A 17,014-nucleotide genomic window follows, 5' to 3' on the forward strand; every position below is an offset into this window, starting at 1 on the left:
CGGTTGTGGAACCGGTTACGGTGGACCATAGCGGTCGCTCCGGGCGCGCGTCACCCCCCTCTCACCGAGCGGGACGCGTTCCGGGCCGGAACAGGAAGTCGAGGTAGGCCATGGCCACGCTCTCGGACGTCGCGGACCTGGCGAAGGTCTCCAAGGCGACGGCGTCGCGGGCGCTGAGCCGGCCCGAGCTGGTCGCACCGGGCACCGTGCTGCGTGTGACCGAGGCCGCGCGATCGCTCGGCTTCGTCCCCAACCGTGCGGCGCGCTCCCTCGCGCGGGGACGCACCTCCATCGTCGCGATCGTCGTCCCCACCCTGGAGAACCTCTTCTTCGCGCCCATCGTCGCGGGCGCCCAGGAGCGCGCGGCGGCGTCGGACATGCAGATCACCATCGCCGTCTACGCCCTCGAGGGCGTCGGTGAGGTCACGGCCGTCGAACGGCTCGCCCGGCAGGTCGACGGGATGCTCGTGCTGGCCCCCCGTGCCGAGGACGACACCGTCCGAGCCGTGGCGTCGTTCAAGCCCACGGTCCTCGTCGACCGGGAGATCCCCGGCCTGTCCTCCGTCGTCGCCGACACGGCGACGGCGTTCGGTTCGGTGGTCGCCCACCTCGTCGCCGCCGGGCACCGCCGGATCGCCTACGTCGGAGGTCCCGAGGGGTCGTGGCAGGACGCCCAGCGCACCGCAGCCGTGCGCGGGGCGGCCCGCGGGGCCGAGCTCGTCGTGCTCGGTCCGCACCCGGCCACGTTCGCCGCAGGGATCGCTGCGGTGACGGACGTCCTCGAGGTGGGCGCCACCGCCGTGGTGCCGTACGCGACACCGATCGGGCTGGGCGTGATGTTCGGTCTGCACTCCGCGCGACGGGCGGTCCCGGGCGACGTCGTCGTCACCCTCCAGGCCGACGTGGTGGACGCCCTCGGGATGACGGACGTGCCGGCGATCGACGTCGACGGCGCCGAGCTGGGCAGGACCGCGATGGCCGAGCTGCTCGAGCTGATCGACCGTCCGGGCGCCACCTCCGACCAGCGCGTTCGTCTGCCGGTCCGGGTGAGCCGACCCGGGCTCTGACCGGTACGCCCGGCCCCGCGGTGCCCCGAGACGCGCTGACGGTCCCCCAGTGTGGGTGCCCCCGACGGGGGCGGGACCGCGGCGTCTCCGGTTGCCGGTACCGGAAGTCTCACCTAACGTCCCTGCATCCGCCGGGCGCCTCTCGCCCGGTTCTGACAACGACGACAGACGAAGGAGCACCCATGCGTTCGACCAGGAGGACCAAGAGTCTCGGGGCGGCGCTCGCCGTCGCCGCCACCGCCCTCGCCGGGGCCGTCGCCGCGGCCGCGCCCGCCGGCGGCGCCGTCACCGACGTCCCGCCCCCCGGCGCCAACGACTGGAGCTGCGCGCCGAGCCCGGAGCACCCCGAGCCGGTCGTGCTCGTCCACGGCACCTTCGAGAACATGCTCAAGAACTGGTCGACCCTCGCGCCCTACCTCCAGCAGGAGGGGTACTGCGTCTACGCCCTCAACTACGGCAACGACGCCACCGGCCCGGTGGCGGACTCCGCCCGCGAGCTCGCCCCCTTCGTCGACGCCGTCCTCGGTGCCACGGGCGCGAGGAAGGTCGACATCGTCGGGCACAGCCAGGGCGGGATGATGCCGCGCTACTACATGCACCTGCTCGGCGGGGCGAAGAAGGTCGACGACCTCGTCGGCATCGCGCCCTCCAGCCACGGCACCCAGGGACTCATCGTCGCCCTCGACGGCGAGATCGTGACCACGGCGAGCACCGTCGACAACCCGGCCTGCCCGGCGTGCCAGGACCAGCTCGCCGGCTCGGAGTTCATGCAGACCCTCAACGCCGACGGCGACACCGTCCGCGGCCCGGACTACACCGTGATCTCCACCCGGTACGACGAGGTGGTCACCCCGTACGAGAGCCAGTTCCTCGACGGCCCGGCCGACCAGGTGACCAACATCCTCATCCAGGACAAGTGCCCGCTCGACCCCATCGAGCACGACCAGACCCCGAACGACCCGGTCGTGCACCAGCTGGTCCTCAACGCCCTGGAGACCGACGGCCCGGCGGACCCGGCCTACCAGCCGAGCTGCGTGCCGGTGGGCTGACGCCGGACCGCGGCCGCCCCAGAGGAGGGGCCGGGGCGCCTCGCGACGGCGAGGCGCCCCTGCACGCTCGGCCGTCCCGTCAGGGACGGCCGGTAACGGTCAGGCGTGCCCGATCTTCTTCCCGTCGGCCCGCCACGCGACCGCGACCGACGGCCGCGGGATGGAGCCGCCGCCGTCGGGCCAGTGGGAGCTCGGGGACTCGAACGTCGAGCCGTCGGTCTCGCCGGGGTGCTGGACGCACACGAGGACCCGGTCGTCGTCGATCCACGGGCCGCAGGTCTCCGCGCCGAACGGCACGGTGAGGAACTGCTTGACCTGGCCACGGTGCTCGCCGTCGACCGCCACCCCGAACAGGCCGTCGTTGCTGCCGAGCGCGTTGCCGTCGGTGCTGATCCAGAGGTTCCCGTACTTGTCGAAGGCGACGTTGTCGGGGCAGGAGATCGGCGAGACCTGGGACTTGTCGAACCCGGCAAAGTACGTCGCGGGGTCCGCCGGGTCCCCGGCGAGGAGGAAGATCCGCCACGTGAACGCCCCGGCCGCGTGGTCGCCGCCCGCCTCGGCGATCTCGACGACGTGGCCGTGCTTGTTCCCGATCCGCGGGTTGACCTCGTCCACCTGGGCGGCGGTGCGGCGGGAGTTGTTCGTCAGGGCCAGGTAGACCAGGCCGGTCACCGGGTTCGGCTCGACGTCCTCGGGGCGGTCCATCTTCGTCGCCCCGACCGCGTCGCCGGCCTGTCGGGTGAACAGCAGGACCTCGACGCCGGTCATGCCCGGGACGTGTGAGACGGCGGCGTCACCCGAGGACGTGACGAGGGGGATCCACTCGCCCGTCCCGTCGAACTCCCCGTCGGCGGGCAGCGTCCCGGTGCCGTCGATCTCGGACGACGGGGAGTCGCCGGTGAACCGGGCGACGAACAGGGTGCCGTGGTCGAGGAGCGCGGCGTTGTGCGCGGCGTCGCCCTCGACCACGCGGTCGGTGGAGACGAACTTGTAGAAGTAGTCGAACCGCTCGTCGTCGCCCATGTAGACGGCGAGGCGCCCGTCCGCCGTGATCGTCGTGGTGGCGGCCTCGTGCTTGAACCGGCCGAGCGCGGTGCGCTTCCTGGGCGTGGAGGCGGGGTCGTACGGGTCGACCTCGACGATCCAACCGAAGCGGTTCGCCTCGTTCGGCTCCTGGGCGAGGTCGAACCGGGGGTCGAACCGCTCCCACTTCCGCCCGCTCGCGCCGACCGGCAGGCCGTACCGGCGCAGCCGCTCCCGCGTCTCGGGGTCGGTGACGGCGTCGGCGTTGGCGAAGTACTGGTTGAAGTTCTCCTCGGCGGTGAGCCAGGTGCCGTACGGGGTGAGCCCGCCGGCGCAGTTGTTCAGCGTGCCGAGGACGGTGCGGCCGGCGGGGTCGGCGGCGGTGTGCACGAGGGCGTCACCGGCGACCGGGCCGGTCAGCTCGAACGGGCTGCCGGTGTGGAAACGGCGGTTGAGCGGGTGGTCGACGACCGGGTCGAGCGCGCCCGAGCGCCGGCCGCGCCGCCCGGCCGTCACCGCCACGAGCGAGAGGCCGTGTGCGGCCCACGCCACCTCGACCTGCTCGCGGGTCGGGTTCTCCCCGTCGTACCCGGGGAACATGAGGACCTCGTCGGTGTACTCGTGGTTGGCCACCATGAGGAGCTCGTCCTGGCCACGCAGCGGCAGCAGGCCGAGGTAGTCGCAGTTGTAGCCGAACTGGCGCTGCTGGCCCGCGGCCGTGTACTCGCCCGGCACGAAGTCGGGGGCGTCGGAGAAGAGCTTGTCGCCCCAGCGGATGACGACGTCGGAGAGGTAGCCGCCGGGGACGGTCACCGCGTCGGCGGTGTTCGGTGCGACCGGGGCGAAGCGCAGGCCCGGGGCGCCGTCGGGCCCGCCGGTGACGGCCGGGGCGGCGATCGCCTGCTCCTGGCCGGAGGTGGCCACCGCACCGGCGGCGGCGATGACGGCGCCGGCCTTGAGAACGGTGCGGCGGGAGAAGGCGCGGGCGGCGACGTCGCCGAAGTAGTCGTTGCCCGACGTGTTGGGCACGTCGTGGAAGCAGGCGTCGCCGCACCGGAAGCGGCAGGTGAGCGACGAGCGGTTCCCGCCGTGGTTGGACAGCAGCGGAAGGAAGCGGCGCGTGGGCGTGACGGTCATGGCACTCCTCGGGAGGTGGTCCTCGTGAACACCCCCACGCTAGGAAGCCCCGGGTTCCGGGGGATGAACGTGCCGTGAACATCAGTGGTCCGTCGCGGCACGGTGCCGGCGGGCCCGTCGGGGGCGAGGCGCGCCGCTAGTGTCGTACACCATAAATTCACGGGATAAGTCGTAGAATGGGGTATGTCGCGATCTGGGCGCCCGAAGGCCGAGTTGGTCCTCACTGCTGAGGAGCGTGAGCAGCTGATGCGCTGGTCGCGCAGGGCGAAGTCCGCCCAGGCGTTGGCGCTGCGCTCGCGGATCGTCCTGGCCTGCGCGGAGGGGCTGGACAACAAGTCGGTGGCCGCCCGTCTGGGGTGCGCGGCGGCGACGGTGGGCAAGTGGCGCGCCCGGTTCGTCGAGCTGCGGCTGGACGGGCTGGCGGACGAGCCGCGCCCGGGGCGGCCGGCCTCGATCAGCGCCGAGCAGGTCGAGGACGTCGTGGTCGCCACGCTGGAGTCGACACCGAAGAACGCCACGCACTGGTCGCGGGCGAAGATGGCCGAGCGCACCGGGTTGAGCAGGTCCACCATCGGGCGGATCTGGAAGGCGTTCGAGCTCAAGCCGCACCGCGAGGAGGGGTTCAAGCTCTCCAACGACCCGCTGTTCGTGGAGAAGGTCTACGACGTCGTCGGGCTCTACCTCGACCCGCCGGAGTCCGCGGTGGTGCTGTGCGTGGACGAGAAGAGCCAGGTCCAGGCACTGGCCAGGTCCCAGCCGGCGTTGCCGATGATGCCCGGGATGCCCGAGCGGCGCACCCACGACTACGTCCGGCACGGCACCACCAGCCTGTTCGCCGCGTTCAACACCGCCGACGGCACCGTGATCTCCTCCCTGCACCGTAAGCACCGGGCGGTGGAGTTCAAGAAGTTCCTGACCAAGATCGATACCGAGGTTCCCGACCACCTCGACGTCCACCTGATCTGCGACAACTACTCCACCCACAAGCACCCCACGGTCAACCGCTGGCTTCAGGCGCACCCGCGCTTCCACATGCACTTCACCCCGACGTACTCGTCCTGGATCAACCAGGTCGAGCGGTTCTTCGCCTACGTCACCGCCGACCTGCTCCAGCGCTCGGACCACCGCAGCGTCCAGGCCCTCGAGGCCGACATCCGCAACTGGGTCAAAGCCTGGAACGATGACCCCAAGCCGTTCATCTGGACCAAGACCGCCGAACAGATCCTCGAATCACTGAAACGACTTCTTCAACGGACTACCGGCGCAGGACACTAGCCTGGCCGGCACGTACGACCGTCCGGAGAGTGCTGGGAGCCAGGAAGGAAGCGATGGCCGAGCTCGAGATGCTGACGGGTGCGGTAGCCGAGGAGCCCCTCCTGATCATCGCCGTCGGTGCCCTGCTGGCCGCCCTGCTCCTCGCCCGGTGGGTGCGTCACGCCCGGCCGCGGCCGGGCGAGATCTGGTTCGCCGAGGTCCCCTTCGGCGATGGCGGGGGCAGCAAGGACCGGCCCGTCCTCGTGCTCGCGGTCGACGGTCGCCGGTGCACGGTCGCACGGTTCACGTCACAGGACCGGAGCGCGCGGCGGGACCACCTCCGCGTGCCGGCCGGCGTCGTCGGCCTACGCCGCGCCAGCTGGGTGGACCTTCGATCCCGCGATCTGCCGCGATCGGCGTTCCGCCGTCGGGCGGGGGTTCCGGGTGAGGGACTGGTGCGGTGGTACGCGCAGGTCAGCGCGCAGCTGCCGCCGGACGTGCGGCGAGCCTCGAACTGACCGCTGCACGCCTCAGAGCCAGCCCTTGCGCTTGAACACCGCCCACATCGTCACCGACGTCGCGACCATGAGGGCGAGGGCGAGCGGGTACCCCAGGGACCAGTGCAGCTCGGGCATGTGGTCGAAGTTCATGCCGTAGATCCCGCCGACCAGGGTCGGGGCGAAGAGGATGGCGGCCCACGCGGAGATGCGCTTGACGACGTCGTTCTGCTCCAGGGAGGTCTCCGTCAGGCGCTGGGTCTCCTCGTTCTGGCGCTGGCCGACCAGGGTGGCGTTGACCGTGAGGATGTTCTGCAGGAGCACCCGGAAGGCGTCGGCGCGCTCGGTGACGCGCACCGCGTGGTCGGTGACGTCGCGCAGGCGCCGCTGGAGCTCGTCGTGCACGCCATACTTGTCGAAGCCGCCCTGGAGCGCCTCGACCATGCCGACGAGGGGCTGGGTGGCGCGCTGGAACTCGATGACCTCACGGAAGAGGGAGTAGATACGCCGCGAGACGTCGGGGTCGCCGCCGAAGACCTCGTCCTCGATCTCGTCGATGTCGTTCTGCAGCCCGGCGACGACCGGGGCGTACTCGTCCACGACCTGGTCGAGGATCGCGTAGAGCACCGCCTCCGGGCCCAACCTCAGCAGCTCGGGGCTCTGCTCCATGCGCCGGCGCACCCGCGCGAGGTCGGGGGACTCCGCGTGCCGGACCGTGACGACGAAGTCCGGCCCCGTGAAGACGTGGACCTCCCCGAACTCCACCCGCTCGTCGTCCTCGAGGTAGCGCGCCGGCCGCAGCACGGTGAACAGCACGTCGCCGTAGCGCTCGATCTTGGGCCGCTGGTGCGCCGAGACCGTGTCCTCCAGGGCGAGCTCGTGGAGGCCGAACTCCGCGGCGATCGAGCTGATCTCGGCCGCGTCGGGACGGTACAGCCCGATCCAGCCCATCCCGCCGCGCAGGCGCATGAGGTCGTACGTGACGTCGAGCGACTCCGGCTCGGCGTGACGCTCGCCGTCGACGTAGACGGCGTTGTCCACGATGCCCATGGCTGCCTCCGTGCCGGTCAGGAGAGCCGGACCATCTCGTCGAGGTCGTCGGCGGGCAGATCGCCCGCCACGGTGGCGTTGACGCTCAGGCGGGTGAGCCGCAATGACGCCCCGTAGCTCGAGAGGAACGCGGTGTCGGCGGCGTCACGGCCGGTGGCGATGCGCAGCAGGGTCTCGCGCGGGGCGAGGCTCGTGGCGTCCACGACGTGCCAGTCCTCGTCCACCCAGACCTCGGCGACGGCGTGGAAGTCCATGGGGCTCAGACCCGGGGCGTAGACGGCCGCCACGCGAGCCGGCACATCGAGCGCGCGCAGGAGGGCGACGACGAGGTGGGCGTAGTCGCGGCACACGCCGCGGCGGGCGAGGAAGGTCTCGACCGCGCCGTCGGTGACGCGGCTCGAGCCCGGCACGTAGGACAGCTGGGTGCCCACCCACGACGAGACCGCCGTGACGAGGTCCCACCCTCTCAGCCCGCGGAACTCCGACAGCGCCAGCGGGCGCAGCCGGTCGGACTCGGCGTAGCGCGAGGGCCGGCGGTACGTGAACAGCTCGGTGCGCTCCTGGGCCAGCGGGGGGTGCGGCACGGCGCCCTCGCCGTCGACCCGGGCGCGGTAGGCGATCTCGAGGGTCTGCCCCGCCGGGGTCCCGGCGGGCAGGTCGAGGACGTGCACCACGCCCTTGTGCCGGCCCACGTGCTCGATCGGCAACAGGGCCGTCCCGTCGAGGGTGACCGAGAGCTCCTCGTCGATGTCCAGCCCCGGGATCCGGGCGACGGCGACCATCAGCTCGAGCTCTGCGGCCCCGGCCGAGGTGGTGAGCGTGATGCGGGAGGAGACGTTGCGGCGCACCGGCCAAGCGTAGGGCCGCGGGCGGGCGGTCGCGGACGAGGTCCTCGCGCGACGTCCCGGGCGGAGCCGGCCACCGGGGCGGGTCGTGCGCCGCGACATGGGGGCTGCGCGCCCGGGCCCGGTGGTGGAGAATCGCGCCAGGCCGGCCACCGGCTGCGCCACCGCCGGCCGGCGGTGGCGGCCACGAGGGAGGGGACCCACGATGAGCGACAGGCGCGTACCGCGACGGCCGGCGATGCTGGACCCGATCCAGGCCGAGCTCATCGAGGGCGACGAGGACCCGGCGACCCGGTCCGACGTCGCGCACACCACCGCTCAGGCGCTGGTCCACGGCGGCCGCGAGGGCGCCGACGAGGACCCCGAGCTGGTGCGCCGGCTCGTCACCCTCGTCGACCGCGAGGGCCTCGACGAGATCGCCGTGCTGTGGTCGCGCAGCCCGCACACCACCTTGCCGGGCACGCTGTGGCGCCTGTACCTCCTGCGCGAGTGGGTGCGCCGCGACCCCGACACGGTCTCCCAGCGCTACCGGCTCGGCCTCCAGCGGGCCGAGGTCGCGGGCGTCGTCGCCGGCGTCGCCTCGCCGCCCGGACCCGAGGAGGTCAGCGACGTCGTCGACAAGGTCCTCTCGGGCCTGTTCGAGCGTGACCTCGACGTCGCGCTCGAGCGGGCCTCGGCCTTCCTGCGCGTGCTGGCCACCGGCTCGGCCATGGACGCCGACTGGATCGAGGAGGACGACGACGAGCTCGCCTTCCAGGTCACGCGCCGCGCGTCGGCGCTGCTCACCACGGCCGAGGAGCTCGAGGAGGCGGCCGAGCTGCACCGCAACGGCCACCTGGACTGAGGAACGCCCACCTCGACCGAGCCGCCCCCTTCCGGCCCGCCCCCGTGTCGGTGATACTGCCAGTACCGGCAACGACGACGGGAGGCAGCATGGCTGCGACGGTGCGACCCACCGACACGACAGCCGCGCGGACCGGTGTGCGGGCGGACGGCCCGGCACACGTGAGCGAGCGCGAGTCACGCAAGGTGGCCGAACAGGCCCGGCAGAGCGATTGGAGCAGACCGAGCTTCGCCAAGGAGCTCTACCTGGGCCGGTTCCGGCCCGACCTCATCACCCCCCACCCGCGCCCCGCCCCCGAGGACGCCCGTCGTGGCGAGGCCTTCCTGGCCACCCTCGAGGAGTTCGTCCGGGAGCACGTGGACGGCCTGGCGATCGACCGGGACGCCCGCATCCCCGACGAGGTGGTCCAGGGCCTGGCGCGCCTGGGTGCCTTCGGCATCAAGGTCCCGGCCGCCTACGGCGGGCTGGGGCTGGGGCAGGTCCACTACAACCGGGCGCTCATGGTGCTCGGTACGGCCAGCCCGGCCCTGGGCGCGCTCGTCTCCGCGCACCAGTCCATCGGCGTGCCCGAGCCGGTCAAGCAGTTCGGCACGGAGGAGCAGAGGCAGAGGTTCCTGCCGCGGTGCGCGGCGGGCGCGATCTCCGCGTTCCTCCTCACCGAGCCCGACGTCGGCTCCGACCCGGCCCGGCTGCACACCACCGCCGCCCCCACCGACGACGGCGACTACGTCATCGACGGGGTCAAGCTGTGGTCGACCAACGGCGTGGTGGCCGAGCTGCTCGTGGTCCTCGCGCGCGTCCCCCGCTCCGAGGGGCACCCCGGGGGCATCACCGCGTTCGTCGTCGAGGCCGACAGCCCCGGCATCACGGTCGAGCGGCGCAACGCCTTCATGGGCCTGCGGGGCCTGGAGAACGGCGTCACCCGGTTCCACCAGGTGCGGGTCCCGGCCGCCAACGTCATCGGGCGTGAGGGCATGGGGCTCAAGATCGCCCTCACGACGCTGAACTCCGGTCGGCTGTCGATCCCGGCGCTGTGCGTGGGCTCGAGCAAGTGGAGCCTGAAGATCGCCCGCGAGTGGGCCGGGGCGCGCGTGCAGTGGGGCCGGCGGGTCGGCGAGCACGCCGCCGTCGCCCACAAGATCGCCTTCATCGCGACGACGACGTACGCCCAGGAGGCCGTGGTCGAGCTGGCCGGGCACCTGGCGGACTCGGGCGACACCGACATCCGCATCGAGGCGGCGCTGGCCAAGCTCTACGCCTCGGAGAAGGCGTGGCAGGTCGCCGACGCCCTCGTCCAGGTCCGCGGCGGCCGGGGCTTCGAGACGGCGGACTCCCTCGCCGCCCGCGGCGAGCGGGCGGTGCCGGTCGAGCAGGTCCTGAGGGACCTGCGCATCAACCGGATCTTCGAGGGCTCCAGCGAGATCATGCACCTGCTCATCGCCCGCGAGGCGGTGGACACCCACCTCGCGGTGGCCGGCGATCTCGTCGACCCCGAGGCCTCCCTCGGGGTGAGGGCCGGGGCGGCCGGGCGCGCGGCGGCGTTCTACGCCGGCTGGCTGCCCGGGCTGCTCACCGGGGAGGGCCAGCGGCCGGGCGCCTACGGGGAGTACGGGCCGCTGGCGACGCACCTGCGCTTCGTCGAGCGGTCCTCGCGCCGGCTGGCCCGGTCGACGTTCTACGGGATGGCGCGGTGGCAGGGCGGTCTCGAGCACAAGCAGGGCTTCCTCGGCCGGATCGTCGACATCGGGGCGGAGCTGTTCGCCATGACGGCGGTGTGCACCCGGTCCCAGATGCAGCTCGAGGACGACCCGCCCGCGGTCGGCCGGGCCGCGCAGCGCCTCGCCGGCGCGTACTGCAGGCGGTCCCGGCTCGAGGTCGAGCGGCTCTTCGACGAGCTGTGGGCCAACACCGACGCCGACGACGAGCGGCTCGCCAAGGAGGTCCTCGACGGCACGCACACGTGGGCCGAGGCCGGGATCGTCGACCTCTCCGAGGGCACCGGTCCCTGGATCGCCGACGCGTCCCCGGGCCCGGCCCGGGCGCCCGACGTCTCGCGGCGCATGCTCGAGGTGCCCGGCGGCGTCACGTCGGTGGCCGACGTGCTCGGCGGGGCGGGCGCCGCCGCGGCGGCGCCCCGGTAGGGCGTCCGGATGAGCCCGGACGGGCCGGCCGGCCCCGCGCCGGCCGGCCCGTCCGTGCGCGCCTGCGGGGCCCGGGGGACAATGGCCGGGCGTACCCGGGGGCGGTGCGGGGAGGCGGGGTCATGGAGCTGAACGAGCCGCGCGAGCTCGGCGCACGGGCGGCGGAGGTCCTGGCCCTGGCGGCCGAGGTGGCAGCCGCGGACGGCGTCGAGGCCCTGTCCGAGCAGACCCTGCTCGACGTGCGCAGCCCGGTCCGCAGCGTGCGCCACGTCCTGGCCGAGGCCGGCGGGGAGCTCCTCGGGTACGCCCAGGTCCAGCCGGGCGACCCGGCCTCGGCCGAGCTCGCCGTACGCCCGTCCCGGCGCCGGGCCGGCGTCGGGCGCGCCCTCCTCGACGCCGTGCGCGTCGAGCCCGTCTCGGTCTGGGCCCACGGGGACCTCCCGGCCGCGCGCACCCTGGCGCGCGCCGCCGGCATGGAGGCGGTCCGGGAGCTGCGCCGGATGGCCCGGCCGCTGGCCGCCGTGCGTGACGAGGCGGCGTCCGACGCCGCCACCGACGCCGCCGACGCTGACGACCACGACGACGCCGTCCCCGACGCCCGCTCGCGCCCCGCCGGTCCGGCGCCGGCGGGCGTCGTCGTCGAGACGTTCCGGCCCGGCCGGGACGAGGAGGACTGGGTCCGGCTCAACGCCCGCGCCTTCGCCGCCCACCCCGAGCAGGGCCGCATGACCGTCGCCGACCTGCGCGCCCGGGAGGCGGAGGACTGGTTCGACCCGACGGTGCTCTGGCTCGCGCGGCCCGGACCCGGGGCGCCCGCGGTGGCGTCGATGTGGGTCAAGGTCGTGCCGGGCGAGGACGCCGGCGAGATCTACGCGCTCGCCGTCGACCCCGGCGCGCAGGGCCGCGGCCTCGGCGGGCACCTCACCCGCCTCGCGCTCGCGGAGATGGCCGCGCGGGGTCTGCGCACGGCCACCCTGTACGTCGAGGGGGACAACGTCGCCGCGCGGCGCACCTACGAGCGGGAGGGCTTCGTGTGCGTCGCCACCGACGTCCAGTACCGCTGAGGCGGCTGCTCGACGGCGGCCGCCGCCCGGGGTCCGGTCAGGTCACCCGCGGGACACCCGCAGGTGCCACCATGGGGACAGGAACACGCAGCACCGCCGCCCGCCCGGGCGGTGGGGGAGACGACGAGGTGAGGAACGTGCCCAGCACCGAGCCGGTCGGCGCCGTCGACCAGACCGACGGCGTCGACGAGACCGACGGCGTCGACCAGACCGAGGTCGTCGACGAGATCGAGGCCGTCGACCAGTCGGACACCGGCGAGCGGGGCGACGGTGAGCGCACCGCGGCCCCGCCGGTCCGCGAGCCCGCCACCAGGCGCGGCACGCCCGCCGGGCTGGGCGACGGCGCGCTGCACCTCGACGGGCACGGGCCGTCGACCGGTGCCGACGACGACGAGGAGTCCGACGAGGACCCCGACGAGGACCTCGAGGAGGACGACGAGGACCTCCTCGCCGCCAAGGCCCGCCGGCGTTCCCGGGTGCTCGCCGGCGTGAGCGCGTCCTCGGCCTCCCTCGCCCAGCAGGCGGCCGCCGCCGTCGCGGAGGCGCGCGCGGACAACCGGCCCCCCGAGGAGGCCGACCTGCCCGAGGGCCGCTTCGCCGACCGCGAGCTGTCCTGGCTGGCGTTCAACGAGCGGGTGCTGGAGCAGGCCGAGGACCAGAGCGTCCCCATCCTCGAACGCGCCTGGTTCCTGGCGATCTTCGCCTCCAACCTCGACGAGTTCTACATGGTGCGCGTCGCCGGCCTCAAGCGGCGCATCGCCACCGGGATGGCGGTCACGGCCGCGTCCGGGCTCTCCCCGCGCCAGGTGCTGGAGGCGCTCAGCGCCCGCGCCAAGGAGCTCACCGAGCGTCACGCCCGGGTCTTCGCCGAGGACGTCCAGCCCAAGCTCGCCGAGGAGGGCATCGGCATCCTGCACTGGGAGGACCTCGCCGAGTCCGAGCGGGACCGGCTCCACAAGTTCTTCCGCAAGCAGATCTTCCCCGTCCTCACCCCGCTCGCCGTCGACCCGGCGCACCCCTTCCCCTACATCTCCGGGCTCTCGCTCAACCTCGCCGTGCTCGTGCGCAACCCCACGACCGGCAAGGAGCACTTCGCCCGGGTGAAGATCCCGCCGCTGCTGCCCCGGTTCATCGCCGTCGACTCCGAGGGCCGGCCCTACCGCCCTGAGGACGTGCCCACCGACGCGGGCGGCCGCACCTCCTACCTGCCGCTCGAGGAGGTCGTCGCCCACCACCTCGACGCCCTGTTCCCCGGCATGGAGATCGTCGAGCACCACACCTTCCGCGTCACCCGCAACGAGGACGTCGAGGTCGAGGAGGACGACGCCGAGAACCTCCTCAAGGCGCTGGAGAAGGAGCTCGTGCGGCGCCGGTTCGGCCCCGCGGTGCGCCTGGAGGTGGCCGCGGGCATCAGCTCCCACGTCCTCGCGCTGCTCAAGCGCGAGCTCGGCGTCGACGACCAGGACGTCTTCGAGCTGGCCGCGCCGCTGGACCTCACCGGGCTCAACGTCATCCACGACCTCGACCGGCCGGGCCTGAAGTACCCCAAGTTCGTGCCCGTCACCGCGCAGGGCCTGGCCGAGGTCGAGTCGGCGAACCCCACCGACTTCTTCGAGGCCATCCGCTCCCGGGACATCCTCCTGCACCACCCGTACGACTCGTTCTCCACCTCGGTCCAGCAGTTCCTCGCCCAGGCCGCCGCAGACCCCAAGGTCCTGGCGATCAAGCAGACCCTGTACCGCACGTCCGGGGACTCCCCGATCGTGGACTCCCTCATCGACGCCGCCACCGCCGGCAAGCAGGTCCTGGCCATCGTCGAGATCAAGGCCAGGTTCGACGAGCAGGCCAACATCTCCTGGGCGCGCAAGCTCGAGCAGGCCGGGGTGCACGTCGTCTACGGCATCGTCGGGCTCAAGACCCACGCCAAGCTCTCGCTCGTCGTGCGCCAGGAGACCGACGGCCTGCGCCGGTACTGCCACGTCGGCACCGGCAACTACCACCCCAAGACGGCGCGCGGCTACGAGGACCTCGGGCTGCTCACCTGCGACCGGGACGTCGGCCAGGACCTCACCCGCCTGTTCAACCAGCTCTCCGGCTACGCCCCGCGCACGCGCTTCCACCGCCTGCTCGTCGCCCCCCGGTCGATCCGGCCCGGGCTGGTCGAGCGGATCGAGCGCGAGATCGAGAACAAGCGGGCCGGCAAGGAGGCCTGGGTCAGGTTCAAGTCCAACTCCATCGTCGACGAGGCGATCATCGACGCGCTCTACCGCGCCAGCCAGGCGGGGGTGCAGGTCGACATCGTCGTGCGCGGCATCTGCGCCGTCCGCGCCGGCGTGCAGGGGCTGAGCGAGAACATCCGGGTCCGCTCCATCCTGGGCCGGTTCCTCGAGCACGCCCGGGTGTACGCGTTCGCGAACGGCGGCGAGCCGGAGGTGTGGATCGGCTCGGCCGACCTCATGCACCGCAACCTCGACCGCCGGGTCGAGGCCCTCATCAAGATCGCCGACCCCGACCAGATCGACTACCTCGTCACGCTCCTGGACGTGTCCGTCTCGGACACCACCTCCTCGTGGCACCTCGACGCCGACGGGTGGCACCGCCGGCACCTCGGCCCCGAGGGAGAGCGGCTCGCCGACCTCCAGGAGATGCTCATGGCCCGGGCCCGGCGCCGCGTGGCGGCCTCGCGGTGAGCCAGGCGGCCGAGGCCGCCGCCGCGACCCGGACGTGCCAGGACGTCCAGGCGGCCGGTGCGCTCGTGTGGCGGCAGAACGGGCGGAAGCTCGAGGTGCTGCTCGTCCACCGGCCCCGCTACGACGACTGGGGCTGGCCCAAGGGCAAGCTGGACCCGGGCGAGAGCCTCGTCGAGTGCGCCGTCCGCGAGGTGGCCGAGGAGACCGGCGTCCACGTCGCCCTGGGCCAGCCGCTGCCCACGGTGAAGTACCGGCTCAAGGACGGCCGGGTCAAGCACTCGCACTACTGGGCCGCGGAGGAGATCGACGACGGCGCACAGAGCCCGCAGGGCCGACCGGCCGTGACGCCCGCCGACGGCAAGGAGATCGACGAGGTCCGCTGGGTCGAGGCCGGTGCGGCGCGGGACCTGCTGACCTACCCGCACGACCGCGAGCCGCTGGGGGTGCTGGTGGACCAGTGGCGCGACGAACGTCTGCGGACCTGGACGATGATCGTCCTGCGCCACGCCCGCTCCCGGAAGCGCTCGGCGTGGAAGGGCCCGGAGTCCGCCCGTCCGCTCACCCCGGCGGGAGAGCTGCAGGCGCACAACCTCGTCCCGATGCTCGCCGCGTACGGGGTCGAGGAGGTCATCACCTCGCCCTGGGAGCGGTGCGCCGCCACCGTGCGGCCCTACCTCGAGGCCACCGGCATCGGAGCCGAGCTGCGCCCCGAGCTCACCGAGGACGCCCACGCCAAGCGCGCCAGGCCCGTGCGCGAGCTCGTGCGCAAGGAGCTCTCCCGGCGCAACGTCCCCGTGGTCGTGTGCACCCACCGGCCCGTGCTGCCCACGGTGGTGACCGAGATCGCCAAGCGCACCCCGCACCGCATCATGCGCCAGGTGCCGGAGTCCGACCCGTGGCTGAAGAAGGGCGAGATGCTCGTCGTGCACGTCGCCAAGCGCCCGGGCCGCTCCGGCGTCGTCGCCGCCCTGGAGAAGTACCGCGCCCGGGAGTAGCCGGCTCGCGAGGCGGACGGTCGAGTCGCCGCCGCCCACCGTGCGGGGGGCGTAACGCAGGGCAGCCCGAGGTGCCGGGCGGCCGTGTTGCTCAACTGTGACCTGATGCGCGCTCGCGTTCATCCCTCGTTCACCCCCTGCCCGCCGACGCGTCACCCCGCTCACCTAGCGTCGATCACGGCCGGCGGCACACAGGCTCCCGGCCCACACCGACTCATCAGGGGATGGAATGACCGTCAAGCTTGGAAACCGTCGCTTCGCGAGCCTCGCCGCGATCGGCGCCCTCTCCCTCGTGCTCACCGCCTGCGGTTCGGGCGAGGCGACCGAGGGCAGCGACGAGGGCGGCGCGGCCGCCGCTGGACTGTCGGGGGAGCTCCCCGGCGCCGGCGCCTCCTCCCAGGAGAACGCCATGAACGGGTGGCTCGCCGGGTTCACCGAGGCCAACCCCGACGTCAACGCCTCGTACGACCCCACGGGCTCGGGCACCGGGCGCGAGCAGTTCATCAACGGCGCGGTCCTCTTCGGTGGCACCGACTCCACCTTCGACGAGGAGGAGCTCGCGGCCGGGTCGGAGCGCTGCTTCGGCGGCGAGGTCGTCGAGCTGCCCCTGTACATCTCCCCGATCGCCGTCGCCTACAACCTGCCCGGTGTCGACACGGAGCACATCAAGCTCGAGCCCGAGACCCTCGCGGCGATCTTCAACGGCGACATCACGAGCTGGGACGACCCGGCGATCGCCGCGACCAACGAGGGAGTCGAGCTCCCCGACCTGCCGATCGTGCCGGTCAACCGCTCGGACGACTCGGGCACCACCGAGAACTTCACCGAGTACCTCGCCGCCGCCGGCGGCGACGCCTGGCCGCACGAGGCCAGCGAGACGTGGCCGGTCACCGGCACGCAGTCCGGTGCCCAGACCGCCGGCGTGGTCTCCACCATCGAGGCCGCCGAGGGCACCATCGGCTACCTCGACGCCTCGCAGGTGACGGACGTCATGGGCACCGTCGCCGTCGGCGTCGGTGACGAGTTCGTGCCCTTCTCGCCCGAGGCAGCAGCCGCCGTCGTCGACGCCTCCCCGGCCGCCGAGGACGCCAGCGACCTCCGGCTGACCATCGACCTGGCACGGGACACCGAGGAGTCCGGCGCGTACCCGATCGTGCTCGTCTCCTACTCGATGGCGTGCTCCACCTACGACAGCGAGCAGGACGCCGAGAACGTCAAGGCGCTCCTGACCTACATCGCCAGCGAGGAGGGCCAGCAGCGCGCGGCCGACCCGAGCGTCGCGGGCTCGGCGCCGATCTCGGAGCAGCTGCGCGAGAGCGTCATGGCTGCGATCGAGCAGATCACGGTGGCATGATCCG

13 protein-coding genes are annotated in these 17,014 nt (G+C 73.1%); 10 read left to right on the plus strand and 3 right to left on the minus strand.

Features of this window, described 5'->3' with window-relative positions; translation table 11 throughout:
- The first annotated feature begins 110 nt into the window (after positions 1 to 110).
- Both EDD32_RS08975 and EDD32_RS08980 read left to right on the plus strand, forming a co-directional pair.
- Positions 111 to 1,067, plus strand: coding sequence for a LacI family DNA-binding transcriptional regulator (locus EDD32_RS08975; protein ID WP_123916783.1), 957 nt, complete (start codon positions 111 to 113; stop codon positions 1,065 to 1,067).
- Between the two features lie 182 nt (positions 1,068 to 1,249).
- Positions 1,250 to 2,116, plus strand: coding sequence for a lipase family alpha/beta hydrolase (locus tag EDD32_RS08980; protein ID WP_123916785.1), 867 nt, complete (start codon positions 1,250 to 1,252; stop codon positions 2,114 to 2,116).
- 99 nt (positions 2,117 to 2,215) lie between these two features.
- Here the strand turns inward: EDD32_RS08980 and EDD32_RS08985 are convergent, their stop codons facing one another.
- A complete protein-coding gene (locus EDD32_RS08985; RefSeq protein ID WP_123916787.1) occupies positions 2,216 to 4,276 on the minus strand; it encodes a PhoX family protein in 2,061 nt (686 codons plus the stop codon).
- A gap of 183 nt (positions 4,277 to 4,459) precedes the next feature.
- On the opposite strand from EDD32_RS08985, the gene EDD32_RS08990 reads away from it, so the two are divergent.
- Together EDD32_RS08990 and EDD32_RS08995 are read left to right on the plus strand one after the other, a co-directional pair.
- A complete protein-coding gene (locus EDD32_RS08990) occupies positions 4,460 to 5,551 on the plus strand; it encodes an IS630 family transposase (RefSeq protein ID WP_123916189.1) in 1,092 nt (363 codons plus the stop codon).
- 53 nt (positions 5,552 to 5,604) lie between these two features.
- Entirely contained in the window at positions 5,605 to 6,048 is a 444-nt protein-coding gene (locus EDD32_RS08995) for a type II toxin-antitoxin system PemK/MazF family toxin (protein WP_123916789.1), read from the plus strand.
- Between the two features lie 12 nt (positions 6,049 to 6,060).
- Here the strand turns inward: EDD32_RS08995 and EDD32_RS09000 are convergent, their stop codons facing one another.
- Positions 6,061 to 7,077, minus strand: a complete 1,017-nt coding sequence (locus tag EDD32_RS09000) for a magnesium and cobalt transport protein CorA (RefSeq protein WP_123916791.1) — start codon at positions 7,075 to 7,077, stop codon at positions 6,061 to 6,063.
- 17 nt (positions 7,078 to 7,094) lie between these two features.
- Positions 7,095 to 7,925: a transglutaminase-like domain-containing protein gene (locus EDD32_RS09005; RefSeq protein ID WP_123916793.1), complete on the minus strand. Its 831-nt coding sequence runs from the start codon at positions 7,923 to 7,925 to the stop codon at positions 7,095 to 7,097.
- 202 nt (positions 7,926 to 8,127) lie between these two features.
- Here EDD32_RS09005 and EDD32_RS09010 point away from each other — a divergent pair, with 202 nt between their 5' ends.
- The 6 genes from EDD32_RS09010 to pstS all read left to right on the plus strand — a co-directional run bounded on the left by EDD32_RS09010 (position 8,128) and on the right by pstS (position 17,010).
- Complete coding sequence (locus EDD32_RS09010; protein ID WP_246006054.1) at positions 8,128 to 8,766, plus strand: hypothetical protein; 639 nt, start codon at positions 8,128 to 8,130, stop codon at positions 8,764 to 8,766.
- Between the two features lie 89 nt (positions 8,767 to 8,855).
- A complete protein-coding gene (locus EDD32_RS09015) occupies positions 8,856 to 10,907 on the plus strand; it encodes an acyl-CoA dehydrogenase family protein (protein WP_123916795.1) in 2,052 nt (683 codons plus the stop codon).
- A 122-nt stretch (positions 10,908 to 11,029) separates the two neighbouring features.
- Positions 11,030 to 11,971, plus strand: coding sequence for a GNAT family N-acetyltransferase (locus EDD32_RS09020; RefSeq protein ID WP_123916797.1), 942 nt, complete (start codon positions 11,030 to 11,032; stop codon positions 11,969 to 11,971).
- A gap of 71 nt (positions 11,972 to 12,042) precedes the next feature.
- The gene (locus tag EDD32_RS09025) at positions 12,043 to 14,661 is read left to right on the plus strand and encodes an RNA degradosome polyphosphate kinase (RefSeq protein ID WP_123916799.1); all 2,619 of its coding nucleotides are present in this window, start codon (positions 12,043 to 12,045) and stop codon (positions 14,659 to 14,661) included.
- A complete protein-coding gene (locus EDD32_RS09030) occupies positions 14,658 to 15,656 on the plus strand; it encodes an NUDIX hydrolase (RefSeq protein WP_123916801.1) in 999 nt (332 codons plus the stop codon). The genes EDD32_RS09025 and EDD32_RS09030 overlap by 4 nt, the downstream gene beginning before the upstream one ends.
- 229 nt (positions 15,657 to 15,885) lie before the next feature.
- A complete protein-coding gene (gene pstS / locus EDD32_RS09035) occupies positions 15,886 to 17,010 on the plus strand; it encodes a phosphate ABC transporter substrate-binding protein PstS (RefSeq protein ID WP_123916803.1) in 1,125 nt (374 codons plus the stop codon).
- The last annotated feature ends 4 nt before the right edge of the window (positions 17,011 to 17,014 follow it).

Source organism: Georgenia muralis, assembly GCF_003814705.1.
Classification (GTDB): domain Bacteria; phylum Actinomycetota; class Actinomycetes; order Actinomycetales; family Actinomycetaceae; genus Georgenia; species Georgenia muralis.